The 24,160-nt window shown below is 36.3% G+C and carries 24 protein-coding genes; 19 read left to right on the top strand and 5 right to left on the bottom strand.

Features of this window, described 5'->3' with window-relative positions:
• Nucleotides 1-5 precede the first annotated feature (5 nt).
• Complete coding sequence (locus HMPREF1864_RS07430) at nucleotides 6-959, top strand: ATP-dependent 6-phosphofructokinase (protein ID WP_062572156.1); 954 nt, start codon at nucleotides 6-8, stop codon at nucleotides 957-959.
• A 9-nt stretch (nucleotides 960-968) separates the two neighbouring features.
• Complete coding sequence (gene pyk, locus HMPREF1864_RS07425) at nucleotides 969-2,702, top strand: pyruvate kinase (protein WP_062572155.1); 1,734 nt, start codon at nucleotides 969-971, stop codon at nucleotides 2,700-2,702.
• Between the two features lie 268 nt (nucleotides 2,703-2,970).
• Here the strand turns inward: pyk and HMPREF1864_RS07420 are convergent, their stop codons facing one another.
• The 4 genes from HMPREF1864_RS07420 to murJ form a co-directional block, all read right to left on the bottom strand.
• A complete protein-coding gene (locus HMPREF1864_RS07420) occupies nucleotides 2,971-3,672 on the bottom strand; it encodes a putative ABC transporter permease (protein ID WP_062572154.1) in 702 nt (233 codons plus the stop codon).
• Entirely contained in the window at nucleotides 3,669-4,139 is a 471-nt protein-coding gene (locus HMPREF1864_RS07415) for an HD domain-containing protein (protein ID WP_156435965.1), read from the bottom strand. Before HMPREF1864_RS07415 ends, HMPREF1864_RS07420 begins: the two co-directional genes overlap by 4 nt.
• A gap of 156 nt (nucleotides 4,140-4,295) precedes the next feature.
• The gene (locus HMPREF1864_RS08545; RefSeq protein ID WP_062572152.1) at nucleotides 4,296-5,441 is read right to left on the bottom strand and encodes a hypothetical protein; all 1,146 of its coding nucleotides are present in this window, start codon (nucleotides 5,439-5,441) and stop codon (nucleotides 4,296-4,298) included.
• A gap of 132 nt (nucleotides 5,442-5,573) precedes the next feature.
• Entirely contained in the window at nucleotides 5,574-7,175 is a 1,602-nt protein-coding gene (gene murJ / locus HMPREF1864_RS07405) for a murein biosynthesis integral membrane protein MurJ (protein WP_062572151.1), read from the bottom strand.
• 153 nt (nucleotides 7,176-7,328) lie between these two features.
• Between murJ and HMPREF1864_RS07400 the strand changes: the two genes are divergently transcribed.
• The 13 genes from HMPREF1864_RS07400 (at nucleotide 7,329) to HMPREF1864_RS07340 (ending at nucleotide 18,305) form a co-directional block, all read left to right on the top strand.
• Nucleotides 7,329-9,074, top strand: a complete 1,746-nt coding sequence (locus HMPREF1864_RS07400) for an ABC transporter ATP-binding protein (RefSeq protein ID WP_062572150.1) — start codon at nucleotides 7,329-7,331, stop codon at nucleotides 9,072-9,074.
• A 52-nt stretch (nucleotides 9,075-9,126) separates the two neighbouring features.
• Entirely contained in the window at nucleotides 9,127-9,702 is a 576-nt protein-coding gene (locus HMPREF1864_RS07395) for a nitroreductase family protein (protein WP_062572149.1), read from the top strand.
• Nucleotides 9,703-9,911: 209 nt separating this feature from the next.
• The gene (locus HMPREF1864_RS07390) at nucleotides 9,912-10,211 is read left to right on the top strand and encodes a thiamine-binding protein (protein WP_062572148.1); all 300 of its coding nucleotides are present in this window, start codon (nucleotides 9,912-9,914) and stop codon (nucleotides 10,209-10,211) included.
• Entirely contained in the window at nucleotides 10,180-10,944 is a 765-nt protein-coding gene (locus HMPREF1864_RS07385; RefSeq protein WP_062572147.1) for an ABC transporter permease, read from the top strand. Before HMPREF1864_RS07390 ends, HMPREF1864_RS07385 begins: the two co-directional genes overlap by 32 nt.
• Nucleotides 10,941-11,960 (top strand): ABC transporter substrate-binding protein, encoded by a 1,020-nt coding sequence (locus tag HMPREF1864_RS07380; protein WP_062572146.1) that lies wholly within the window; start codon nucleotides 10,941-10,943, stop codon nucleotides 11,958-11,960. Before HMPREF1864_RS07385 ends, HMPREF1864_RS07380 begins: the two co-directional genes overlap by 4 nt.
• Nucleotides 11,957-12,709: an ABC transporter ATP-binding protein gene (locus HMPREF1864_RS07375; RefSeq protein WP_197415090.1), complete on the top strand. Its 753-nt coding sequence runs from the start codon at nucleotides 11,957-11,959 to the stop codon at nucleotides 12,707-12,709. The genes HMPREF1864_RS07380 and HMPREF1864_RS07375 overlap by 4 nt, the downstream gene beginning before the upstream one ends.
• Before the next feature lie 148 nt (nucleotides 12,710-12,857).
• Nucleotides 12,858-13,628, top strand: coding sequence for a LamB/YcsF family protein (locus HMPREF1864_RS07370; protein ID WP_062572145.1), 771 nt, complete (start codon nucleotides 12,858-12,860; stop codon nucleotides 13,626-13,628).
• Nucleotides 13,629-13,642: 14 nt separating this feature from the next.
• Nucleotides 13,643-14,848 (top strand): NRAMP family divalent metal transporter, encoded by a 1,206-nt coding sequence (locus HMPREF1864_RS07365; RefSeq protein WP_062572144.1) that lies wholly within the window; start codon nucleotides 13,643-13,645, stop codon nucleotides 14,846-14,848.
• Between the two features lie 35 nt (nucleotides 14,849-14,883).
• Nucleotides 14,884-15,630 carry a 5-oxoprolinase subunit PxpB gene (gene pxpB, locus HMPREF1864_RS07360; protein WP_062572143.1) on the top strand — a complete coding sequence of 249 codons (747 nt, stop codon included), beginning with the start codon at nucleotides 14,884-14,886 and terminating at the stop codon, nucleotides 15,628-15,630.
• Nucleotides 15,623-16,567 carry a 5-oxoprolinase subunit C family protein gene (locus HMPREF1864_RS07355; RefSeq protein ID WP_062572142.1) on the top strand — a complete coding sequence of 315 codons (945 nt, stop codon included), beginning with the start codon at nucleotides 15,623-15,625 and terminating at the stop codon, nucleotides 16,565-16,567. Before pxpB ends, HMPREF1864_RS07355 begins: the two co-directional genes overlap by 8 nt.
• Nucleotides 16,564-17,361, top strand: coding sequence for a putative hydro-lyase (locus HMPREF1864_RS07350; RefSeq protein WP_062572141.1), 798 nt, complete (start codon nucleotides 16,564-16,566; stop codon nucleotides 17,359-17,361). Before HMPREF1864_RS07355 ends, HMPREF1864_RS07350 begins: the two co-directional genes overlap by 4 nt.
• Before the next feature lie 136 nt (nucleotides 17,362-17,497).
• Nucleotides 17,498-17,980 (top strand): hypothetical protein, encoded by a 483-nt coding sequence (locus tag HMPREF1864_RS07345; RefSeq protein ID WP_062572140.1) that lies wholly within the window; start codon nucleotides 17,498-17,500, stop codon nucleotides 17,978-17,980.
• Nucleotides 17,981-18,059: 79 nt separating this feature from the next.
• On the top strand, nucleotides 18,060-18,305 hold the full coding sequence (locus HMPREF1864_RS07340; RefSeq protein ID WP_062572139.1) for a DUF1294 domain-containing protein: 246 nt from the start codon (nucleotides 18,060-18,062) through the stop codon (nucleotides 18,303-18,305).
• Between the two features lie 161 nt (nucleotides 18,306-18,466).
• Here HMPREF1864_RS07340 and HMPREF1864_RS07335 read toward each other — a convergent pair whose 3' ends face one another.
• Nucleotides 18,467-19,372 carry a restriction endonuclease gene (locus HMPREF1864_RS07335; protein WP_062572138.1) on the bottom strand — a complete coding sequence of 302 codons (906 nt, stop codon included), beginning with the start codon at nucleotides 19,370-19,372 and terminating at the stop codon, nucleotides 18,467-18,469.
• 133 nt (nucleotides 19,373-19,505) lie between these two features.
• Here HMPREF1864_RS07335 and HMPREF1864_RS07330 point away from each other — a divergent pair, with 133 nt between their 5' ends.
• The 4 genes from HMPREF1864_RS07330 to HMPREF1864_RS08650 all read left to right on the top strand — a co-directional run.
• Nucleotides 19,506-20,219: a hypothetical protein gene (locus HMPREF1864_RS07330; protein ID WP_062572137.1), complete on the top strand. Its 714-nt coding sequence runs from the start codon at nucleotides 19,506-19,508 to the stop codon at nucleotides 20,217-20,219.
• 13 nt (nucleotides 20,220-20,232) lie between these two features.
• Nucleotides 20,233-21,741 (top strand): Na+/H+ antiporter NhaC family protein, encoded by a 1,509-nt coding sequence (locus HMPREF1864_RS07325; RefSeq protein WP_062572136.1) that lies wholly within the window; start codon nucleotides 20,233-20,235, stop codon nucleotides 21,739-21,741.
• A gap of 136 nt (nucleotides 21,742-21,877) precedes the next feature.
• A complete protein-coding gene (locus HMPREF1864_RS07320) occupies nucleotides 21,878-22,390 on the top strand; it encodes a macro domain-containing protein (RefSeq protein WP_062572135.1) in 513 nt (170 codons plus the stop codon).
• A gap of 487 nt (nucleotides 22,391-22,877) precedes the next feature.
• On the top strand, nucleotides 22,878-24,160 hold a 1,283-nt coding region (locus tag HMPREF1864_RS08650; RefSeq protein ID WP_369817842.1), incomplete at its 3' end, for a leucine-rich repeat domain-containing protein.

Here is a 24,160-nt window from a genome sequence, read left to right as displayed (position 1 = left end):
TGGATATGAGAGTTGCAATTTTAACAAGTGGCGGAGATGCTCCAGGCATGAATGCCACAATAAGAGCTGTTACAAGAACCTGTATCTTTGAGGGTATAGAGGTTTATGGCATTAGTGGAGGCTACGAGGGCCTCATTGACGCAAAGTTTGAAAAATTAGTCCAGTCTTCTGTTGCTGACATTATCCAAAGAGGGGGAACAATTCTTTCCACTTCACGTTCTGAAAGGTTTATGACAGAAGAGGGACTTGAAAAGGCAATAAACTCCCTAAAAATTTTTGAAATTGATGCCCTAATAGTCCTTGGTGGCGACGGAAGTCTTAAGGGTGCCAATAAATTAAGGGAGAGGGGAGTAACTGTAATTGGTATTCCTTGTTCCATTGACAATGACCTTGCCTACACAGACTTCACAATAGGCTTTATGACTGCAGTGGAAACTGTCACTGAAGCCATAAGTCACATTAGGGACACAACAGAGGCACATGGACGTGCCAATGTTGTCGAAGTAATGGGTCGTGAGTGCGGCGACATTGCCCTTTACTCAGGAGTTTCTTCTGGAGCTGAATCAATTGTAGTTCCAGAGATTGAAACCAACATAAAGGAAATTGCCGAGAAGGCAATTATGGGTAAGAATCGTGGCAAGAGACACCATATAATTATTATGGCTGAGGGCTGCGGGTCTGCCTTTGACTTTGCAAAGGACTTCCAAGACTTAACTGGGATTGACACAAGAGTTACTGTTCTTGGTTACATCCAAAGGGGAGGAGCTCCTTCTATCTTTGATAGGATCCTCGCATCACAATTTGGTTATCTTGCAGTTAAGGAAGCCAAAGAAGGAAAGTCTAGAGTCCTTGGATTTAAAGAAGGCAGGGCAAGGGCAATGACCTTTGAAGAAATGTTTGAGGCTAAGAAAGTTTTTAGACAAGATCTTTTAGACATCCTAAAGACTGTTTCTATATAGAGGTGGAAAATGAAAAATACAAAAATTGTTGCCACTATTGGGCCGGCAAGTGAAAGTGAAGAAACTTTAAAAATCCTCTTCAACGAGGGAGTTAACGTTGCAAGACTTAACTTCTCACATGGAAGCCATGAAGAGCACAAGATAAAAATTGACAGAATTAAAAAACTCAGGAAGGAAATGGACCTTCCTCTTGGGATTATGCTTGACACCAAGGGGCCAGAAATTAGGTTAGGAGATGTTGATGGCGAAGTCACTTTAGAAATTGGAGATGAATTCGTCCTAACAACTGAGGAACTTATAGGCGGCAAGTCTATTGCCAGCATCTCCTATAAAGAACTTTACAAGGATGTAAAGGCTGGCGACAAGATTTTAATTGACGACGGACTTGTGGAACTTCTTGTAAAGGAGATTGAGGGAGAAAAAATTATTACAGAAGTGGAAAACTCTGGAGTGATTTCTTCTCACAAGGGAGTCAATGTGCCTGGAGTTGACATCAATCTTCCTGCCCTAACTGAAAGAGACATTGATGACATAAAGTTTGGAGTTAAAGAAGACGTAGACTTTATAGCAGCTTCCTTTATCAGGTCAAGGGATGATGTCCTTGCCATAAGGAAGGTCCTTGAAGAAGAAAGGGACTACACAACAAAAATTATTTCAAAGATTGAGTCCCAAAAGGCTGTGGAGTTAATTGATGAAATCATAGAAGTTTCAGATGGAATAATGGTTGCTAGGGGAGACCTTGGAGTGGAAATAGAAACCGAAGCTGTCCCTATAGTTCAAAAGGAAATTATAAAAAAATGTAACGTTGTAGGCAAGACAGTAATCACTGCAACACAAATGCTTGATTCAATGATAAGAAACCCAAGACCAACCCGTGCCGAAACTAATGACGTTGCCAATGCAGTCCTCGATGGGACAAGTGCAGTTATGCTTTCAGGGGAAACTGCCAGTGGCAAGTATCCTGTAGAGGCAGTGGAAACTATGAGAAAAATAATAGAATACACTGAGTCCACAGTTGACCATGACGAAATTTTGGAAAACAGGATCAAGGACGTGGAAAATTCTATGACCAACTCCATTGGAAGGTCTGCCTGCGTTATTGCAAGAGACCTCCACGCTAATGCCATCATCACTGCAACAACATCAGGTAACACATCAAAGGCTATTGCAAAATTTAGACCAGGGACTCCAATTATTGCATCAACTCCCTTTGAAAAAATTAAAAACCAACTTAGTTTGGTTTGGGGAGTGAGACCTGTTAAGGTTCTTAACTTTAAAGACACAGACAACCTAATTGATGCTTCTATGGAAATTGCTGTGAAGAAGGGATTTTTAAAATCTGGAGACTTAGTTGTCCTCACTGCAGGAGTGCCTACAGGAATTGCTGGCTCAACTAACCTCTTGAAGATTGAAAATGTTTCAGAGATCTTAGGCAGGGGAACACCTATAGGTAAGAAAAAGAAAAAGGCAAGGGCAGTTGTTGCCAATACCTTTGAAGAGTTAGAAGCGAACTTCGAGACTAAGGACATAATCATCTGCAATGGAACTGATGGCAGAATGATTCCTTATATGGAAAGGTCCTCTGGTTTTGTTACAGAAGAAGCAGGATTCACTTCCAATGGAGCTGTCTCTGCAATTGCTCTCAACAAGACAGCCATTGTTGGGGTAAGGGACATTACTAAGCTTATAAAAACTGGAGACATCATAACAATTGATGGAAGTGATGGAAGTATTAGGAGATAAATTTTTTGTGAACTTGGGATAAAAGACGAAGTTGTAAAAGTTTATGACTTTATGAAACTTATTTAAGTTGTGAAAAATAATGACTTGATGAAAATTTATGAATTTATAAATCACGATGACTTTGTAAAAATTATTTAAGTCATAAGCTACAATGACTTTGTAAAAAATTTGAAGTCATAAATTTATATGAGTTCACGGGAAAAATTGAATAAATTAATTTTTTTAGACAAAGAAAAGAGACCTCTTTTGATACCTTATCAAAGGGGTCTCATTTTTGTCTTATTAATTTTTTAATACTTTCTTCTCTCTCCTTGAGGTTGGAGTTAAAGTTTAAAAATTTGGTCTTAAACTTCTTTGATTCCTCTAGAACTTTTAAATTTGCAAGTCTTTCAGACTCGTTAAGGCCATCAAAGTAGTCACTTAAATTTTCATCTATGACCTCATAAATTTTGTCAAGTGCAAGAGAGCCGTCAACTAAATGATTTAGAGTCAAGGCTAAGTCTACTACAAATAAGATTCCAAAAAATATCACAAGTGAAGTAAGAAGCCTGTCACTTGATAGGGACAAGAAGAAGAGCAAAATTGGAGTGAGCTTCTTGACTATTAAAATATTTGCCAGACCAAAGATCAAAAGACCGTAGAGGCAAACTCTACTCTTGATTTGGAAGGGGTAGTTGGAGTAGTCCCACCAACGCTTATGGAAAAATTTTTCCAAGAGGTAGCCAATGATGTACTCAATGAGGCAGGACAAAAAGGCTGAGTAAATAAAAATTTCAAGGCTTGACTCAAAGTTTTTCAAAAATCCAAAGGAAAGGCTGGCTCCTAAACCATAGATGGGACAAATGGGTCCCAAGAGGAAGCCCCTGTTGTGAATTTTATCTAACTCAATGGCAGAGCAAGGGAAGGTCTCCCAAAACCAGCCAAGGAAGGAGTAGATAAAGAATATTAAGTAGAATTCTTGGTATCTCATGGTCTCACCAACCCAACTTTTACAGGTATGCCCCTAAGAGTTTCGGCAAGGGAGACGTACTTGTCAGAGTAAGTTACAATCCAAGACTCCAAGTACCTTGGTGGAAGGGGAGTCAAGGGGAACATATGCTTGATAATTATGTCTCTCTCAATCCTATTAAGATTTAGCTCGGACTTGGCATTGCGATAGGCCTTCATGGGATGGGTGAAGCCATGAATGCATCTTTCCCTTTTGCCGTCGTGCCAGTCATAGAGGAAGTAATCGTGGAGGAGTGCTCCCCTAATCATTGAGTCCATATCCACATTTAAGTTATATTTTTCTGCCACTTCAATAGATTTTTTTGCCACAGCAATTACGTGGGCATAGACAGTGGTGTCTCCATGTTGTATGAAGTTTTTTGTTTCTAGAAATCTCGTGTTCTCACTTAAGAACTTGATAATTTCTTCTAATTTTTTTATGTTTTCCATTTTTATCTCCTGGATTTATTTTAAACCAAAAAAGTAAAAAAACTTCAAAGTTTTCTTTAATTTTTTATTTAAAAAATTTTTTTATTAGTACATTAATATATCTTATAAAATTTTTCAAAAAAATAAAAGCCATACAAGTATGACTTTTATTTTCTACTAAAATTTTGTTTCCATGTAAATTCTATTTTTCCCTTCCGCCAAGACATCCTTAACTTCTTTTAACTTTTGTCCTTCCTTGTCAAAGATTAGGATTGATGTTATCTTGTCGATTTCTCTATCGAGGAGTCCATACCTCTTCTTGATTAAGTTAACTTCTTCCTTATCCTTTGTTGTGAACTCGTAGGATGTGTCCTCTTTTCTCTTTAGGATTGTTGGCTTTGTTGATGTTATGTTTAAAAAGTCTGCAAGGGATTCAGGACTTAGGGAACTTTTGATTTGATCAAGTGGTAGGTCTGTAATTTCTTCTTCGCTTAAAGTTATTTTTTTCATCGTGTCTTCAAACTTGACTTTTGTGTTTAAGTCATCTGATGTCCAAGGATTATTTTTTATGGAAGCGATAAGATCAGGATAATTGCCAGTGCTTGCAATTTTATTTTCAAATTCTAACTTTTCTTCCTTAACTTCCTCTTTAACATCTTGAACCTTTTCTTTTACTTCTTCTTTAATTTTATCAGCCTTGACGTCAGTTTCCTTTTTTATTTCGTTAGCCTTAACTTCAACTTCTTCTTTGACCTCTTTGGCTTCTTCTTTTACTTCTTTTTTTACATCTTCAACTTTAGTTTGAGTTTCAGCTTTTACTTCTTCAGTCTTAGCTTCAGCTTCTTCTTTTACATCTTGAGCCTTTTCCTTGACTTCTTCTGTAACTTTTTCAAATTTGACTTCAGCTTCTTCTTTAAAGTCTTTAACTTCTTCTTTTACATCTTCAAGCTTAGCTTCTGCTTTTGTTTCGAGTTTCTTAGCTTCGACTTCAGTTTTTTCTTCTACTTCTTCAGTCTTTTTCTTTATTTCATCAATAGCGGAGTTTGTATTTTTCTTTTGACGTCTCTTCTTGCCACGATCCTTTTTCCTTGATCTATCGTAGACTTCCTTTTCTTTTACTTCAGGGACCTTGTCACTAGAAGTTTCTTCAGATGAATTTGCCTCACTCATCTTATGTAGTTCTTCTTTTTTAAAATTACTCTTAGCCTTACTTGATGTGTCAATTGACTTTTGAGCCTTCTTTCTCTTTTTGACAATGGACTTTCTCCAAAAAATCAAGCAAACGATTACAATGACGGCAATTATATAGTTTGTGCCCTTCATATAAACACCTCCAATTTATTAATATTATACCACTTAATTATCAAACGACTACTTTAATTGTATAAAATTTTAATAAAATTACAAAAATAAACAAGACCCAATGACTCGAGCCTTGTTTATAAATTTTAAAATTTAATTTTCTATAGATTTAAGCTTTCTATGTTCAAGCTTTTCTCTCACTATGCCAACCACATCTCTCACTTCACGAACTCCTAACTTGTAGAGGCAGAAGACATAAAAGGTTCCTGCAATAGTAACTACTACCATCAAGAATCCCAACCTTAAAAGTGTTTGGACTCCGCCAGATGTTAGTGACATTATGAGTTTTTCATAAGGGAAGTAAGCTAAAGTTATTGCTCCCATTACAAGGGATGCCATTACAGTCTTTATAAGAGCCTTGATGTAGGATCTTATTCCAAGATTTCCAATTCTTTTCTTCAAAAGTATAAAGGAAATGAAAACTGCAATTGTTGTGGCAATAGAAACTGATGCTGCCAGTCCATTTGTACCAAAGTGTCTTGCTACTAAGAGGTTTAGACCAACGTTAATAATTACGTTAGTTACACCAACATAGAAGGGTGTCTTTGTGTCCCCAATAGAATAGTAAATCCTATTTAAGACGTTGATAACAGAAATTGAAATAAGTGATAGTGAGTAACATCTTAGAGTTGATGTTGCTGCCACACCATCAGCCGCAGTAAAGGAACCACGCACAAAGGCAATTTCTATTATAGGTCTTGCCAAGATAATTAGGCCAACTGTTGCAGGAACAGTTATAAATAAAACAGTCTTAACTGATGCATTCATAACTTTTTTACCACGCTTCATATCGCCAGATCCCAAAGTCCTTGTTAGGATAGGGAAGACTATGGCAGTGATGGCTGTGATAAAAATTCCAATTATCATGGTATTCATCTTGTTTGAATAATATAAAATTGATGCTGCACCTTGTCCCATACCTGATGCAAGGTTTCTATTAACAATTGTGTTAATGTCATTTACTGATACAGAAACAAAAACTGGAAGGGCAAGGACAATTGCCTCCCTAACATACTTGTCTTGAAAGTCTGCAAGAAGCTTTGGTCTGTAACCAATTTTTATCGCATTAGGTAGTAGGAATAAAAATTGTGCCAAGATACCTAATACTGATGCAATTGTAAGTCCTATTATCCCAACGTGGTGGGAGAAGAGGGCTAAATAAACTATATAGGTTAAGTTAAGTGGTATTGCAATGGCACCAGTTGCTGCGAACTTGCCACCGTGTTGGAGGTAGCCTTCCATTACACCAACCCAAGATGAAAATAAAACTACGGGCATTCCAACTTGTATTAACTTAACAACAATTGCATAGGTTTCTGGATCAGCTTGGGATGCAGATAAAAGTGCAATTTGATTTGGGAATAAAATTCCAAGAATAATTAGGACAAGGGACACAAGGGAAGTAACCATAAAAAGGTTGTTAGTAAAATAATTTTTCCTACTTGGTCCATGGTCGCTCTCTGCCTTTTGGGCAGAAGGTATATAAGTTGTTGCTATTGCTTGAGTGACAAAGCTTGCTATCATTGCTGTGGCTGCTTGAGCAAGAGAAAAGGCATCCATTTCCGTGCCTGCACCAAAGACATAAGCTGTAAGTGACTCCCTAAAAAATCCAAAGACCTTACCCACAAGAAGGAAGCCAGTAATGGCAAGGGTGGACTTTGCAATTCGTGAGCCTGCGCTACTTTTATTTTCCAATTTAAAATCTCCTTTGTAAGTCTTATCAAATTATAAGTTGTTTGAATTTTTATGTCAAGTGAGGTTATTTTCTAGACTTTTAAAGGATTTTATTTTTGTGTTATCATATAATTAGATAGTTTAAAAAATAAATTTTATATAGAAGGAGGAGAAATGAAAAATAAAAATTTAATAAAAAAAGTTGCACCCTACTTCTACAAGTACAGGTTAACACTTTTTCTCGATTTATTTTGTGCAGGTCTAACAACTGCCAGCGAAATGATTCTTCCACTTATCTTAAGGGCTCTTACTAACAAGGGGATGAAGGACCTTGCTTCTATTAGCTTCGACTTCATCACGAAGCTTGCCCTTATATATTTAGGAGTTAAGACAGTGGAAGTTGTTGCTCAATACTTTATGACATCCATTGGTCACATCATGGGTGCCAAGATCGAAACAGATATGAGAAGAGACCTCTACTCTCATCTTCAAACTCTCTCAGACACCTTTTACAATGAGACCAAGGTGGGAGTCATTATGTCAAGGATCACCAACGACCTTTTTGACATAACAGAGTTCGCCCACCACTGCCCAGAAGAATATTTTATTGGAGTCATAAAAATAATTGTCTCCCTACTTATCCTCTTACACTTCAACGTAAAGATGACTCTTTTGATTTATCTAATGATTCCACTTATGATTTACTTCTCCGGTCACTTTAGGAACAAGATGCGAAGGGCACAGAAGGACCAAAGAGTTCACGTTGGTCATTTGAACTCAGCTATTGAAGACTCCCTTCTTGGCATAAGGGTGGTCAAGTCCTTTGCCAAGGAAGACCTTGAAAGGGAAAAGTTCACTTATGAGAACAACAAGTTCTTGGGCATAAAGAAGAGATACTACAAGTCCATGGCTGGCTTCAACACAATTAACAGAATTTTTGACGGTCTAATGTATCTCATCTTAATTGTATCTGGTGGCTACTTCCTTATGAAGAGAGAAATTGGTCCAGAAGACTTGATACTTTATGTAATGTATGTTCAATCACTTCTTGCAACTGTTAGAAGAATTATTGAATTTACAGAACAATTCCAAAAGGGGATGACAGGCATTGAAAGATTTTCAGAAATAATGTCTATTGAGTCTGACATCAAGGACAAGAAAGACGCTATAAAAATTAAAAGCCTTAGAGGTGAAATCACTTTTGACCACGTAGACTTTTCTTATGGACAAGATGAAGAAAAAGTCCTAGATGATTTTTCAATTCACATTAGTCCGGGACAAAAGCTTGCCATAGTTGGTCCAAGTGGGGCAGGCAAGACTACAGTTTGCAATTTAATTCCAAGATTTTACGACGTAGACAAGGGAGCAGTGAAGGTGGACGGTCTTGACGTAAGGGATGTGGAGATAAAATCTCTCAGAGAGAACATTGGAATAGTTCAACAAGACGTATATTTATTCTCTGGCTCAGTTAGAGATAACATTGCCTACGGTAAGGAGGGAGCAAGTGATGATGAAGTCATAAAAGCTGCCAAGCTTGCAGGAGCCTACGATTTTATAAGAAATCTCCCAGATGGATTTGATACCTATGTGGGAGAACGTGGAGTGAAACTATCTGGAGGACAAAAGCAAAGAATTTCTATTGCTAGAGTTTTCTTAAAGAATCCGCCGATTTTAATCTTAGACGAAGCCACTTCAGCCCTAGATAACAAGTCAGAAGTTGTTGTTCAAGACTCTATCGAAAAATTATCCAAGGGAAGGACTACACTTACAATTGCTCACAGGCTAACAACAGTACAAAACGCAGACCTAATTCTAGTGATGACTAAGGATGGAATTGTTGAGAGAGGGACTCACAAGGAACTAATGGAAGCAAAGTCCTACTACTACAAGCTTTACACCAAGGGCGGTAGGTTAGAATAAATTTTCAGGGTAAGACTTTACTAAGATATATAAAAAACTTGCGAGGTGAATTATGAAAGATTATATAGAAATAATTAAGAAGAGAAGATCCTACTACAACTTGTCAGAAGATGTTGACCTTACAAATGAAGAAATAAAATATCTTGTTGAAGATGTAATGAATGCTACACCATCACATATGAATGCAGAGACAAGTAGGATTGTATTACTCTTTGATGACAAGTCCAAGGACTTTTGGACAAGAGTAAATGAAACTTTTGACAAGTCTATTAATAAAGAGAAGTTTCATGGCTTTTATCATGCCAAGGGAACAGCCCTCTTCTTTATAGATATGAATGAAATTTGGGATCAAGAGATAAATATGTCATCATACAGAGATTATTTTGAAACTTGGGGACATCATTCAGCTGCCATGCTTCAACTAAATCTTTGGCAAGCATTAAGAGATGAAGAAATTGGTGCCAGCATCCAACACTACAACCCAGTGATTGATGAATGGGTTAAGGAAGTCTATGACCTTCCAGAACATTGGGAGCTTGTAGCACAAATGCCTTTTGGAAAAATTGAAGAAGAGCCAGAAGCAAAAGATAAAAAAGCAAGTGAAGAAAAATTATTAGTCATTGAATAAGACCTAGGTCCATGTGGCCTAGTTTTTTATTTGCCTTTATTCCTTGTAATAAGGAAAACTTATGCTTATAATTAACTTATCAGGGGAGCGCATGCTGAGAATAGGTTTATCCTTAAACCCTATGGACCGGGACAGGTAATGCTGTCTAGGGAAGGCTGCCTCTATTTCTAGAGGCTTTTTTTATTGGAAATTTTTATAAGGAGGTTAAGATGAAAATATCAGTAGCGATACAGATCCTACCTACTACTAAAGAAGGAACTACAGAGTCAGTAGTCAAAGTAGTGGATAGGGTTATAGAATATATTCAAAGCGAAGAAGTTAACTATGTAGTCACTCCCTTTGAAACAGTTATAGAGTTAGACGACTTTGACAAGGCCTTTGAGATCTTAAAGAACTGTGTAAAGTTAGCGGGAGAAATTTCAGAACAAGTGGCTTGTTACTCCAAGACCTTCTATTCTGAGAAAGGAATTTTAACAATTGAAGAAAAAACAGGTAAGTATCAAGGATAATATCTCAGCAGCTTCTTTGATAGTAATTATTTTAGTCCTTTGGCACTTTGCAACAACTTATGGTGGTATATCAGCCTTTATGCTTCCAAAACCACTTGATGTAGTAAAGGCCTTTGTAAATGACTTTCCAACAATTTCATCCCACATGGGGACAACCTTGACAGAAGCCTTTTTAGGTTTATCTGTTGGTGTTACTTTAGGATTTCTTGTGGCACTACTAATGGATTTATCAGACACACTTTATTCAGCATTTTATCCAATCCTAGTAATTAGTCAGACTGTTCCAACAGTTGCCATTGCACCCCTACTTGTCCTTTGGATGGGTTATGGTGTTATGCCAAAGATTGCCCTAATTGTAATTGGAACTTTCTTTCCAATTGCAGTATCCCTTCTCGAAGCCTTTAAGCAAGTTGATCCAGACAAGACAAAATTATTAAAGGCCATGGGAGCTGGCAAGTATGAAATTTATAAGTACATTAAGTTTCCAGAAAGTCTTACAAACTTTTTTGCTGCCTTTAAGATTGCTGTTTCCTATTCAGTTGTAGGAGCAGTTATTGCCGAATGGTTAGGTGGCTACAAGGGACTTGGAGTTTATATGATAAGAGTTCAAAAAAATTACTCTTTTGACAAGATGTTTGCAGTTATATTTTTAATTTCGGCGATTTCACTTTTCTTGATGAAGTTAGTTAGCTTTATACAAAGAAGGGTAATGCCGTGGACGGAGGCAAAATGAAAAATTTAAGAAAACTATTAATTTTAATCCTTGTTGGACTTTTTCTAACAGGATGTGGCAAGAAAGAAGAAAAAAAATCAGAAGAAGCTAAGAAGCTTCCAAAGGAAAAGGTAAGTTTCCTACTTGATTGGGAACCTAACGTAAACCACGCAGGTCTTTATGTTGCTATGGACAAAGGCTTCTTTGAAGAAGAAGGCATTGAAGTAGAAGTAAACCAACCACCAGCTAATGGTGCTGAAGCTCTAGTTGCATCAGGTAAAGCTGACTTTGGAGTATCTTACCAAGATACAATTGCACCAGCCTTTGCTAGTGATGACCCACTTCCAGTAACAGCTGTGGCAGCTATTATTAACCACAACACTTCAGGAATTATTTCTCTAAAGGATAAGGGAATTGAAAGACCAAAGGACATGGAAGGACACAACTATGCAACTTGGGGACTTCCAATTGAGCAAGCAATCCTAAGACAAGTAATAACAGACGATGGTGGAGACTTCTCTAAGGTTCAACTTCTTCCAGAAAATGTTGTAAATGCAGTTCAAGCAATTAGTGGAAAGATAGATACAGTTTGGGTATTCTACCAAGTTGACGGAGTTCTTGCAGCAAAGGAAAATGTGCCAATTAACTACTTCGCATTTAGAGATATTAGTCCAGTTTTTGATTACTACACACCAATCCTTATTGCAAACAACGACTTCTTAAAGAACAAGGAAGATGTGGCAAAGAGATTTATGCGTGCCTTCGTAAAGGGCTATGAATATGCAGCAAAAAATCCAAAGGAAGCAGCAGATATCTTAGTTAAGATAAATCCAGAACTTGACAAGGACCTTGTAGAAAAGGGAATGGAATATCTTGCTGACAAGTATCAAGATGACGCAAAATACTTTGGACAAATTAATCCAGATAGATGGAACAATTTCTACCAATGGTTATGGAAAAATAAATTAATCGACAAAGAAATTCCAAAGAACTTTGGATTCACTGACGATTTTGTAAATCCAGAAAAATTAAAATGAGTGAAAAAATAGAAATTTTAAGAGTAGACAATGTTTATAAGTCCTTTAATGACAGGTTAGTCTTAAAGGACATAAACATAAAATTAAATAAGGGAGAATTAGTTTCTCTCGTGGGAGTTTCTGGCAGTGGTAAGACAACACTCTTTAATATTATTGCAGGACTCTTAGGGCCAGATGAAGGAAAAGTTTATCTAAAGGGCGAAGACGTCACAGGTAAGGCAGGCAATATTTCCTATATGCTTCAAAAGGATATGCTCCTACCCTATATGACAATCATCGACAATGTTTCTCTGCCCCTAGTACTTCGTGGCAAAAAGAAAAAAGAAGCCAGGGAAGAAGTGCGAGGACTCTTTGGTGACTTTGGACTGGAAGGCTGCCAAGAAAAATTTCCTTCACAACTTTCTGGTGGTATGGCACAACGTGCAGCCCTTCTTAGGACCTATGTCTTTTCCAATGAAGTTGCCCTTCTCGATGAACCCTTTTCTGCCCTTGATGCAATAACAAAGGCATCAATCCACAAGTGGTACAAGAATATAATTAGTGAAATTGGAATTTCAACAATTTTTATAACCCACGACATAGAAGAGGCAGTTAAGTTGTCAGACAGAATTTATATCATGGGGAAAAATCCAGGAACAATCATAGAAGAAATACAAATCAAAGAAGAATTTGATGAAAACTTTTTTGAAGATAAAAAATTTATAGAGTACAAAAAACACATTATAGAAAAACTTGACAAACTTATATGAGAAGAGGCTTCGGCCTCTTCTTTTTTAGCCATTAACACTTTTAAAATTATTACAATTTTAGGTAAGAAAAGGTTTGCTTTTTTCTTAGCACAGGAATATAATTTAAGCATATTATTGCAATGATTTATAAAACAGAAGGAGGAAACAAATGCAATATTTTGTAGATTTAAACAGTGACATTGGTGAATCATTTGGTGCCTATAAGATGGGTATGGACCAAGAAATTGTAAAATATGTTACTAGTATTAACTGTGCATGTGGTTACCACGCTGGCGACCCACTTATTATGGATGCTACTTGTAAGGCGGCAGCTGATAATGGAGTAGAAATTGGAGCACACCCAGGCTATCCAGACCTAATGGGATTTGGCAGAAGAAAACTAGCAGTGACTCCAGAAGAAGCGAGAGCCTATATGCTTTATCAAGTTGGAGCACTTTCAGCTTTCGCAAAGGCTAACGGCAAAAAACTTCAACATATGAAACTACACGGTGCATTTTATAACACAGCTTGTAATGATGAAAAACTTGCAAATGCAGTTTTAGATGCAGTTGAAGAATTTGACAAAGATTTAATTCTAATGGTTCTTAGTGGCTCATACATAGCTAGAGAAGGTAAGAGAAGAGGACTTAGAGTTGCACAAGAAGTTTTCGCTGATAGAGGATACAACGAAGATGGAACTCTAGTTAATAGATCTCTACCAGGAGCCTTCGTAAAGGATCCAAAGGAAGCAATACCAAGAGTTGTTAAGATGATCAAAGACAACAAGGTAGTAACTGCTAATGGTAAAGAAATTGATATAGTAGCAGATTCAATTTGCGTTCATGGAGATAATCCAGAAGCTCTTGAATTCGTAAAGAATATTCGTGAAGGACTTAAGGCTGAAGGTATTGAAATAAAACCTTTAATTAGTTTTTTATAATTTAGGAGGAAGAAATGAGTAACAATAAAAATAATTTGTCTGTCCTTTTAGGGGCAGCCTTCCTAATGGCAACATCTGCCATAGGACCTGGATTTATGACACAAACTGCAACATTTACTACAAAAATTGGAGCAGACTTCGCAGCAGTAATTTTAATTTCAATTATATTTTCTTACATTGCACAACTTAATGTTTGGAGAGTTATTGCAGTTTCTAAGATGAGAGGTCAAGACATTGCTAACAATGTACTACCTGGTCTTGGATATGTAATTGCCTTCTTAGTAGCTCTTGGCGGCTTGGCATTTAACATTGGTAACGTTGGTGGAGCAGGACTTGGACTTAACGTTATCTTTGGTGTAGACGTAAAAATTGGTGCAGCTATTGGTGGAGTTATTGGTATTATCCTTTTCTCATCAAAGTCAGCATCTTCTATCATGGATAGAGTAACTCAAGTGCTTGGTGCACTTATGATTATCCTAATTGCCTTTGTAGCAATTAAGACACAACCACCTGTAGGTGAAGCTCTAAAATCATCTGTTAGCCCATCTGGTGGATTTAACAACATTATTTCTCCAACACTTACACTTATTGGTGGTACTGTTGGTGGTTACATTATTTTCTCAGGTGGTCACAGACTTATTGACGCAGGTATCACTGGAGAAGAAAATCTAAACCAAGTAACTAAATCCGCTTCTCTAGGTATCGGCGTAGCTTTCGTAGTAAGAGTCTTATTATTCCTTGCAATCCTAGGTGTAACAAAGATGGCTGGAGCACAAATTGATCCTGATAATATTGCAGCATCTTCTTTCTTAGCAGCTTCAGGTGTTGTTGGTTATAAGATTTTTGGTTTTGTATTTGCAGCAGCAGCCTTCACTTCTGTAGTAGGTGCAGCATATACTTCTGTATCTTTCCTAAAGACTTTATTCAAATTCGTAGCTGATCACGAAAATATGGTTACAATTGCCTTTATCGTAATCTCTACAATTATGTTTATCTTTATTGGACAACCACAAACTCTACTAGTAGTAGTTGGTACACTTAACGGATTTATCCTTCCAATTACACTTGCAGTAATCCTACTTGCATCTAAGAACAAGAAAATCGTTGGCGACTATGTTCACTCTAACGCTCTTTTCATCTTAGGCTGGATAGTAGTAGCAGTAACTGCTTTTATGGGAGCACAAACTGTAATCGCAAACCTTGGAAAATTATTTGGTTAATAAGAGATATTTTGACATAAGTATAGGAGCAAAAAATGTATGATAAAATAAAATTTCTAACTGCTGGTGACTCTGCCATAGTTATGGAATTTGGCGACACTATTGAAAAAGAAATAAACGCCAGAATTGCCGCAGTTGTAGAAAGTTTAAAAAAGAAAAATATTGATGGTATCTTGGACATTTTGCCAACTTACAGGTCTGTTTTAATTAATTATGACCCAGTAAAGATTTCCTATGGCGAAATGGTGGATACCTTAAAGGGACTTAGCAAGACTGACTCAGGGGAACAAAGTGACGAAGTTAGACTTATTGAAATCCCAACACTTTATGGCGGTGAATATGGTCCAGACATTGACTTTGTAGCTGAAAACGCAAAATTATCTAAAGAAGAAGTTATAAAGATTCACTCTGGAACAGATTATTTAGTTTATATGATGGGCTTTATGCCAGGCTTTACTTATCTTGGTGGACTTGATGAGAGAATTGCAACTCCAAGATTAAAGAGCCCAAGATTAAAAATAGAACCAGGTTCAGTTGGTATAGCAGCTAATCAAACTGGTATGTACCCACTTGAATCACCTGGAGGATGGCAACTAATAGGAAGAACTCCACTAAAGCTTTTTGATGACACTAAAGAACCACCTGTATTCATCCAAGCTGGTGACTACATTAGGTATATCTCAATAGATCAAAAAGAATATGACAGGATCAAAGATGAAGTGGAAAAAGATACCTACAAGGTTTCAATTAAGAAGGTAAAGAGGGGTGATCTTCATGAGTAGTATTGATGTAATTAACGGTGGGATTCTCACAACAATTCAAGATTCTGGTAGATATGGCTATCAAGAACTAGGTATACCTACATCAGGTGTCATGGATGATTACAACTACAGACTTGCTAATATCTTAGTTGGAAATAAGCTTGATGAAGCTGTCCTTGAAATGACTTATTTCGGGCCTACTCTTAAGTTTAACGAAGATCTTACACTTGCAATAACAGGTTCAGATATGAATCCAAAAATAAATGGTCAGCCTGCACCAATGTTTGAAACTATTAAGCTTAAGGCTGAAGACACTTTACAATTTGGCAAGGTTAATGAAGGTGTTAGAGGATACCTTGCCTTTGGTGGTTCTATAGATGTACCAGTGGTCAATGGTTCAAAGTCAACTCACATCAAGACAAAAATGGGTGGAATTGACGGAAGAGCCTTAAAGCCAAAGGACACTTTGAATATTATAAAATCTAAGGATAAGACAATGAGAAGGATACCTGAAGAGTACCTCCCTAAGTTTAACCACTGCAACCTTCTAAGAGTTGTTCTTGGACCTCAAGATGATTACTTCACTGAAAAGGGAATCCACGACCTATTTAGGTCAGGTGGTTACCAAGTGACTAAAGACTTTGACAGGATGGGAATTAGACTAAAGGGAACTTCAATTGAACACAAGGAAACTGCAGATATTATTTCTGACGGAACAACTTTTGGTTCAATCCAAGTACCTGCAAATGGTCAACCAATTATCCTAGTTGCAGATAGACAAACTACTGGTGGCTATACAAAGATTGGTAACGTAATAACACCAGACCTCTATAAGCTTGCTCAAATGTCCTTCTTAGATAAAGTTTTATTCCAAAAAGTTACTATCGAAGAAGCACAAAAGGCAACTCTTGACTACAAGAATAAGTTTGAAACAATTAAGAAGGAGTCTGTAATATGAAGCTAAGTGAACTTGGTAAATTACACCCAAGAGAAGTAAGAGAACTTATTAGAAAGGGAGAAGTTGATCTTCCAACTTCAGGCATGAGTGAAGGCTACCTACAAGCTAACCTTGCAATCCTTCCAAAGAAATATGCCTACGATTTTTTATTATTTGCTCAAAGAAATCCAAAGCCTTGTCCAATACTTGAAGTTCTAGACGAAGGAAGCCCTCTTACAAAGATAATGGCTGATGGTGCAGACATAAGGACAGATGTGCCAAGGTATAGGATATATAAAAATGGTGAATTTGTTGAAGAAGTTAAGGACCTTAAAGACGTTTGGCAAGATGACTTTGTTACTTTCGTTATTGGTTGTTCCTTCTCCTTTGAAAAAGCAATGTTAGAAGCTGACATACCAGTAAGACACATTGAAGATGAGCACAACGTTCCAATGTATATAACAAACCTTGCAACAGAACCAGCTGGCATCTTCCATGGAAACACAGTTGTATCTATGAGACCAGTTCCTTATAAGGATGTTGTAAAAGCAACAACTGTTACTGCAAGATTTCCAGCAACTCACGGAGCACCAGTTCATATTGGTGACCCATCTGTAATTGGAATCAAGGATATTGATAAGCCAGACTTCGGTGAAAGAAGTGAAATAAAAGAAGGGGAAGTGCCAGTATTCTGGGCTTGTGGAGTAACACCTCAAGCAGTTGCTATGGCATCTAAACCTGAAATTATGATTACTCACGCTCCAGGTTACATGCTTATCTTAGATAAAAAAGACGCTTACGTTTCAGTATTTTAAATAAAATTAATTTATCTGCCAGGGAAACTTGGCAGTTTTATTATGCTTTAAAATTGAAAATTTGATATTTGTTGATTAGCTAGAGGTGGGGGTAGTATAATTAGATAAAGTAATAAAGTTTAAAGGAGATGTATTTATGAAGAGAGTTTACAAAATTTTACTTAGCTTTGTGACCTTGATGTTTTTCGTTACTGCTTGTGGCAATAAATCTCTTTACTCTATGAAGACTGACCTATCTAATGAAAGGGGTTTAGAAAAATTAGTTGCAAGCATTGACTGGGGACCTTATAAGCTTGAAGATGTAAAGATAAAAGATAAGGCTTTGGAAATTAAATTAAGTGGCAAAGCAAAAGCAAGCAAAGATGAGTCCTCCAAGACAGGATTTATAAATGGAGTGGTCTTACTTGTCTTAACTGATGCAGAAGAAGTTTGGTATTCAGGAGAAGACCTATATTTTACTTCAATTGATAAGGACCTTGCCAATGAAATTTTAAAAACAAAGTATGGGAAAGAAGTTAATGATTATAAGAAGAGCCAAGAGGACTTTGACAACTTAGTTAAAAGTTTAGAAAATGAAAAGTTTGAAGCTGGTGCTGCTAAATTTGAAATGATGGAGTAAGACCTAGTCAGAAAAAATTTAATTTCATCCTCAACTTGTGTTATTATAATTTGTAGTTTATAAGTTGAGGATGATTTAATTGGAAAATATTTATATACTTATAATTTTAAACCTAATGAATTTTATTCTTTACGGCTTGGATAAGTTTAAGGCCAAGCACAAGATGTGGAGGATAAGCGAGAAGACTCTCTTAATCTTTTCTCTTGTGGCAGGTCTTGGTGGTCTTGCAGGAATGGAATTTTTCCGTCACAAGACTCGCGAGAAGAAGTTTTATCTCGCAAACTTTATCGGAATACTTACAACAATTTACGTGACATTAAAATAAGGATGCCTAGTTCAGTGTGGGCATCCTTTTTGCTTGCAATACTTTATTAAGTCATAGGTCAAGAGAAAAAATTTAAAATCAACTAATAAATAAAAAATGAAAATTTAAAATCAACTAAGAAGTCAAAAATAAAAACCTAAGTAGTTTATAAAATTAAAAAATTAATAGGACTCAATCTCACCTAAGATATCACGACCTTCTAACATCTTGAGAATATTTTTTATATCCAAGATTATTACTCTTTCCTTCTTTAACTTTTCCTTGGTTTCCTTCTTCAAGAAAGAGGTATTGACAAAGAGGACTGGGATTATACTTTCGTAAAGACCTGAGAACTTGTCCAAGAGCTTTTGTACTTCCCTTTCTGATAAGACTTCTGTGTCCTTGTACTTTTTAATTTCTAGGGCGTACCTCTTAGACCCTTTCTTAACATAAAAGTCAAAGGAGGTGTCCCTGTCCTCGTTATTAAATCTTTCTAGCCTGTAGCCAGTTCTTTGAAGGGCAATTTGTGCAAGACCTTCTGCTGTTACTTCTTCATCAAGACTTGATAGACCACTTAAGAGGTTCTTGGGAAAGATTTTAAAAATTCCTGTGCAGATTTCTTGCCCACCAGGACCAAACTTGTAGTCGAAACCCACAAGCATATCCTCAACAAGGTTAAAGTTGCCATGGGCAAGGGAGTTTCTTATGTGCCTTAAGAGGCAGTCGGTTTTTGATTCTCCCTCTGACTTTGTCAAAATAATTTTTTGAGAGTGGGGGCAAATTCTCTTGTCGTAAAATTTTACAATGTCTGGGTCTATATAGTTGAGAAATGCCACGTCCTTATTTGCTAAATTCATGTAATTTTTTATTATACCAAAGACAAAATTTTCAAAGTTAAGAGATGATGTGAGTTCATTTTCTTGGGACTGAGCAGAATTAATATTTGGAACATACCAAAGGAGGTACTCCAGGGTCTTAGTCATATCTTCACTTAACTTTAGGGGCTTGTCCTCATGCTTTATGGAATAAGCAACCTTCTCCTCGCAAGTTTCAAATTCAAAACCAAACTTTTTTAAATTGACAGGCATTCTCCCACCTCTTTCTCAAACTTATAAGGAAAGTATAACATAGTTTCAAAGCTTTATTATTTATAATATTATTGACAAGTAAATAAAAATTTTATTAAATGTTTAGTAATGAATAATTATCTTGGAGGTAAAAATGGAAAACTTTAAAGACTCAGAAAGAAAAAAGAAATTCGTTCCCTCTATTGAAACAGAACTACGAAGAAGACAGGTATCAGTACCCGAAGTAACATATAGGGCAAGTGGTATTAACTTTATGGGTAAGAGAATAAAATCTCTAATCTTCACTAACGATATACCAATAATTGTAAATAACAATGCTCAGGCAATTATGTCTGTTTATCCCTTTACACCCCAATTAAAAATTGTATCTGCTATAATGGAAGTTGCGTCAGTGCCAGTTTTTGTTGGAATAGGTGGAGGAACAACTTCAGGACTTAGGACTGTAAACATTGGACTTCAAGCCGAGCTCTTGGGTGCCAGTGGCGTTGTAGTAAATGCCCCTATGACTAATGAAAATATCAGAATGATATCCGAGGCACTTGACATAGCAGTAATAGCTACAGTTATATCAAAGTACGACGACATAGAAGGAAAAGTTGAAGCTGGTGCAAGAGTTTTAAATATTGCAGGTGGCAAAAAGACCGCAGAACTAGTAAGATATACAAGAAAGCTACTTGGAGAAGAGTTTCCAATTATAGCAACAGGTGGTCATACTGATGAGCATATACTTGAGACAATAGAAGCAGGAGCCAATGCAATCACCTATACGCCAGTATCAAGCTCTGATATTTTTTCTGAAGTAATGGATATCTACAGAGAAAATAAGAGAGAAGAAGAGAATAAATAGTAAAGGAGAAGAAATGGAATTTGGATTTTTATCGATAATTCCTCCAATAGTTGCCATAGCCTTGGCACTTATAACCAAGGAAGTAATAACTTCACTTTTAATTGGTATTATAGCTGGAGGACTTATCTTTTCAGGTGGAAATATTATTGCCGCCTTAGAAACAGTTTTTACACTAATGGGGACCAAGCTAGGGGACAATGCCCTTATGCTAGTCTTCTTAGCAATGCTAGGATCCCTAGTAATGGTTATGAATATGGCAGGAGGATCCTTTGCCTATGGTAAGTGGGCAAGCAAGAAAATCAAGAGTAAGAAGATGGCAAAACTAGCCTCAGCCTTCTTGGGGATAATAATTTTTATTGACGACTACTTCAACTGCTTGACAGTAGGAGCAGTAATGAAACCAATTACTGACGAGAACAAGGTATCAAGGGCAAAACTTGCCCACATAATAGACTCATGTGCAGCGCCAGTTTGTATCTTGGCACCAGTTTCATCATGGGCGGCATCAGTTGTTGCAGTTATAGGTGACACAGGAGTTGCAAACCCAATGAGGGTCTTCTTATCAACAATACCAATGAACGCCTATCCTCTTTTGACCCTTATTTTAATTTTATATTTTTCTACAACTGATATAGAAATGGGAGTTATGGAAAAGTATGAACTAAATGACACATCAAGAATAATTGAAAAAGAAGATCTTGGTTATGAATATTCAAAAAATGGCAGGGTCTTTGACCTTGTAATACCAATTGTAGTTTTGATCTTTGTAACAGTAATGATGATGCTTAAAACAGGTGGCTTCTTCTCAGATAGCATTGGACCTGCAGCAGCCTTTGGAAATGCCAATGTAAACTTGTCCCTTGTAATAGGAGCCTTCTTTGCAATTGTAATTTCCTTCGCCCTTTATATACCAAGAAAACTTTTAAGATTTGATGACTTTATGAAGGGGATAGTAGAAGGAATGAAGACAATGGTATCTGCCATTGTAATCCTTTCCCTAGCATGGACAATTGGAGGAATCACAAGTGATGAGTACCTAAACACAGGCTCCTACATTGCATCACTTATTTCAAACTCAACAATGCCAATGTGGATGCTACCAGCAATAATCTTTGTAGTAGGTGCCTTCTTGTCCTTCTCAACAGGAACAGCTTGGGGAACCTTTGGAATCTTAATACCAATAATGGTGCCAATCCTAATGCACACAGACCACATGAACTTCTTGACAATTATACTTGCAGCAATATTCTCTGGCTCAGTATTTGGAGACCACTGCTCACCAATATCTGATACAACAATCCTATCATCAGCAGGAGCAGGGTGTGATCACATAGCCCACGTATCAAGTCAGTTGCCTTATGCAATTAGCGTCGGCATTTCATCCTTCTTTGCCTTTTTAATCTCAGGCATACTTGATAAGCCAAGCCTAACCCTACCCATAGGACTTATCATCTTGGCAGTGATAGTATTTGTAATGAGAAGAATGACAATAAATAAATATATAAAACATACAGAGGATTAAAAAAATTAGGCTGGCTATGCTGGCCTTTTTTATTTTGATTTAAAAAATTATAAAATAGAGAAAATTTTATATTTAGCACTTTAAAAATCTCTTGATGTGGTATATAGTTTAGGTAAGATAAAGAAAGGGGGCTACAATGAGCTTTCAAATTGAAAAGAAAAATATATTAGATTATGACGTAGATGCAATAGTTAACGCTGCAAATAAAGAGCTTAGACCTGGCGGAGGAGTTTGCGGACAAATCTTTGCTGGAGCAGACGACAAAGAATTGGAAGAAGAATGTAAAAAACTTGCCCCAATAGAACCTGGCCAAGCTGTTGTAACTAAGGGATACAAATTAAAGGCGAAAAATATTATCCACGCCGTTGGACCAATTTATTTTGATGGTAAACAAGGCGAGAGAGAAAGCCTAAGAGATGCCTACAAGTCTGCCCTTGACTTGGCAGTGAAAAACAAGTATAAGACCCTTGTATTTCCACTACTATCTTCAGGGATCTATGGTTATCCATTAGAAGAAGCAGCGGAAGTTGCAGTTGATACAATAAGGGATTTCCTAGAAGACCACGACCTTGATGTGACAATTTCAGTTTTAAACGACAAGGTACTTAAAGTCTTAAAAGAAAAAAACAAAGAATGGATTGAAAAGTAAAAACTCCTAAAACTTAGGAGAAAGATAAAAGACCAAATCCTTCAGATTAACTTGAAGAAATTTGATTTTTAACCAGAGATATTAAACTTATCTCTGGTTTTTTATTGTAGGCAAATAAGGGGAGTAGAAAAATATAAAAAAGATTTATAAAAGCCATAAGGGAAACAAAAAAAGAAAGAAAAGAAAAGAAAAATTTAAAGAGACAAAATAAGTAAGAAAAAATCTAAGGTTTAAAGAACAAAAATACAAGATTAACTCATGCCTTAAAGTAGAGAAAAAAAGCCTATGATAAATAGGTATTAATACATATAACATAAGCTTGACAAGAATAAGGTTAACGCTTACAATTTAAGGGAAATTCGATGAATTGAAAGGAGACTGATGGCAATAAAAATATGACACTTAATCTATACAGTTAAATAATTAAAATAAAAGAAGGGATAATAAAAAGGGATAATAAAAAGGGAAAAATAAAATGGAGGTAAAAATGAAAGAAAATAAGAAAAAAATAATGGGATTTATCCTTACCCTAGTGATGTTTATTGGTTGCCTATCCCTGAACCCAATAGCTACATATGCAGAAGGTGATGTGGCAATAAATGAGACAAACTTTCCTGATAATAATTTTAGGGCGTATGTAAAAAATAAATTTGATACAGATAATAATGAAGTTTTAAGTCAAGAGGAGCGTGATAATGTTAAAAACATTTCAGTGCCCGTTTCTTATATTATTTCTTTAAAAGGAATTGAATTTTTTAAAAATCTTGAGTCCTTAGATTGTTCTACAAACAGCTTAACAGAATTAAACCTAAGCAAGAACACAGCACTTAGTCAATTGAATTGTAGTGGTAACGAACTAACAAATTTAGATCTAAGTAAAAACACAGCTCTTACAAAATTGGATTGTAAACGAAACCAACTAACAAGCTTAGATGTAAGTAAAAACATAGCTCTTACAAAATTGGATTGTAAACGAAACCAACTAACAAGCTTAGATGTAAGTAAAAACATAGCTCTTACTGATTTGAACTGTGCAGAAAACCAACTAACAAATTTAGATTTAAGTAAAAACACAGCTCTTACAAAATTGAGCTGTGATAGAAATCAACTAACAAATTTAGACCTAAGTAATAACACAAAACTTAAAGAATTGTCCTGTTCATTTAATCTATTAACAAAATTAGATTTAAGTAAAAATACAGAACTTCAGATATTGGAATGTGGATACAACCAACTAACAAGCTTAGATGTAAGTAAAAACACAGCTCTTACAAAATTGGACTGTCCTTACAACGAACTAACAAGCTTGGACCTAAGTGGATATACTGCTCTTAAGGATTTTGAATGTTATGGCAACGAACTAACAAACTTGGACGTAAGTGGAGATACTGCTCTTGAGAAGTTGAAATGTAGTAACGACCAACTAACAAGCTTGGACGTAAGTGGAGATACTGCTCTTAAGGATTTGGAATGTGATAACAACCAACTAACAAACTTGGACGTAAGTGATAACCCAGCTCTTGAGTATTTGAACTGTGATTGGAACCAACTAACAAATTTAGATCTAAGTAAAAACATAGCTCTTACAAAATTGGAATGTCCTAACAACCAACTAACAAGCTTGGACGTAAGTGGACATATTGCTCTTAAGAATTTGAATTGTTATAACAACCAACTGACAAGCTTGGACGTAAGTGGAGATACTGTTCTTAATGAATTGCAATGTTTTAACAACCAACTAACAAGCTTGGACCTAAGTGGATATACTGC

Origin of the sequence: Peptoniphilus sp. DNF00840 (genome assembly GCF_001553125.1) — a bacterium.
GTDB classification, from domain to species: Bacteria; Bacillota; Clostridia; order Tissierellales; family Peptoniphilaceae; genus Peptoniphilus_A; species Peptoniphilus_A vaginalis.
The sequence above is the reverse complement of the archived record's forward strand: the minus strand, read 5'-3'. Positions and strand labels throughout refer to the sequence as shown.

Excerpts from the sequence above, each read along its gene's own strand:
- pxpB (WP_062572143.1), top strand. The coding sequence starts at position 14,884 with ATGTATGATAAAATAAAATTTCTAACTGCTGGTGACTCTGCCATAGTT.
- HMPREF1864_RS07320 (WP_062572135.1), top strand. The coding sequence starts at position 21,878 with ATGAGCTTTCAAATTGAAAAGAAAAATATATTAGATTATGACGTAGAT.
- HMPREF1864_RS07420 (WP_062572154.1), bottom strand. The coding sequence starts at position 3,672 with ATGAGATACCAAGAATTCTACTTAATATTCTTTATCTACTCCTTCCTT.
- HMPREF1864_RS07370 (WP_062572145.1), top strand. The coding sequence starts at position 12,858 with ATGCAATATTTTGTAGATTTAAACAGTGACATTGGTGAATCATTTGGT.
- pyk (WP_062572155.1), top strand. The coding sequence starts at position 969 with ATGAAAAATACAAAAATTGTTGCCACTATTGGGCCGGCAAGTGAAAGT.
- HMPREF1864_RS07415 (WP_156435965.1), bottom strand. The coding sequence starts at position 4,139 with ATGGAAAACATAAAAAAATTAGAAGAAATTATCAAGTTCTTAAGTGAG.
- HMPREF1864_RS07345 (WP_062572140.1), top strand. The coding sequence starts at position 17,498 with ATGAAGAGAGTTTACAAAATTTTACTTAGCTTTGTGACCTTGATGTTT.
- HMPREF1864_RS07365 (WP_062572144.1), top strand. The coding sequence starts at position 13,643 with ATGAGTAACAATAAAAATAATTTGTCTGTCCTTTTAGGGGCAGCCTTC.
- HMPREF1864_RS07380 (WP_062572146.1), top strand. The coding sequence starts at position 10,941 with ATGAAAAATTTAAGAAAACTATTAATTTTAATCCTTGTTGGACTTTTT.
- HMPREF1864_RS07395 (WP_062572149.1), top strand. The coding sequence starts at position 9,127 with ATGAAAGATTATATAGAAATAATTAAGAAGAGAAGATCCTACTACAAC.
- HMPREF1864_RS07390 (WP_062572148.1), top strand. The coding sequence starts at position 9,912 with ATGAAAATATCAGTAGCGATACAGATCCTACCTACTACTAAAGAAGGA.
- HMPREF1864_RS07330 (WP_062572137.1), top strand. The coding sequence starts at position 19,506 with ATGGAAAACTTTAAAGACTCAGAAAGAAAAAAGAAATTCGTTCCCTCT.
- HMPREF1864_RS07350 (WP_062572141.1), top strand. The coding sequence starts at position 16,564 with ATGAAGCTAAGTGAACTTGGTAAATTACACCCAAGAGAAGTAAGAGAA.
- HMPREF1864_RS07325 (WP_062572136.1), top strand. The coding sequence starts at position 20,233 with ATGGAATTTGGATTTTTATCGATAATTCCTCCAATAGTTGCCATAGCC.
- HMPREF1864_RS07375 (WP_197415090.1), top strand. The coding sequence starts at position 11,957 with ATGAGTGAAAAAATAGAAATTTTAAGAGTAGACAATGTTTATAAGTCC.
- HMPREF1864_RS07355 (WP_062572142.1), top strand. The coding sequence starts at position 15,623 with ATGAGTAGTATTGATGTAATTAACGGTGGGATTCTCACAACAATTCAA.
- HMPREF1864_RS08545 (WP_062572152.1), bottom strand. The coding sequence starts at position 5,441 with ATGAAGGGCACAAACTATATAATTGCCGTCATTGTAATCGTTTGCTTG.
- HMPREF1864_RS07400 (WP_062572150.1), top strand. The coding sequence starts at position 7,329 with ATGAAAAATAAAAATTTAATAAAAAAAGTTGCACCCTACTTCTACAAG.
- HMPREF1864_RS07335 (WP_062572138.1), bottom strand. The coding sequence starts at position 19,372 with ATGCCTGTCAATTTAAAAAAGTTTGGTTTTGAATTTGAAACTTGCGAG.
- HMPREF1864_RS07430 (WP_062572156.1), top strand. The coding sequence starts at position 6 with ATGAGAGTTGCAATTTTAACAAGTGGCGGAGATGCTCCAGGCATGAAT.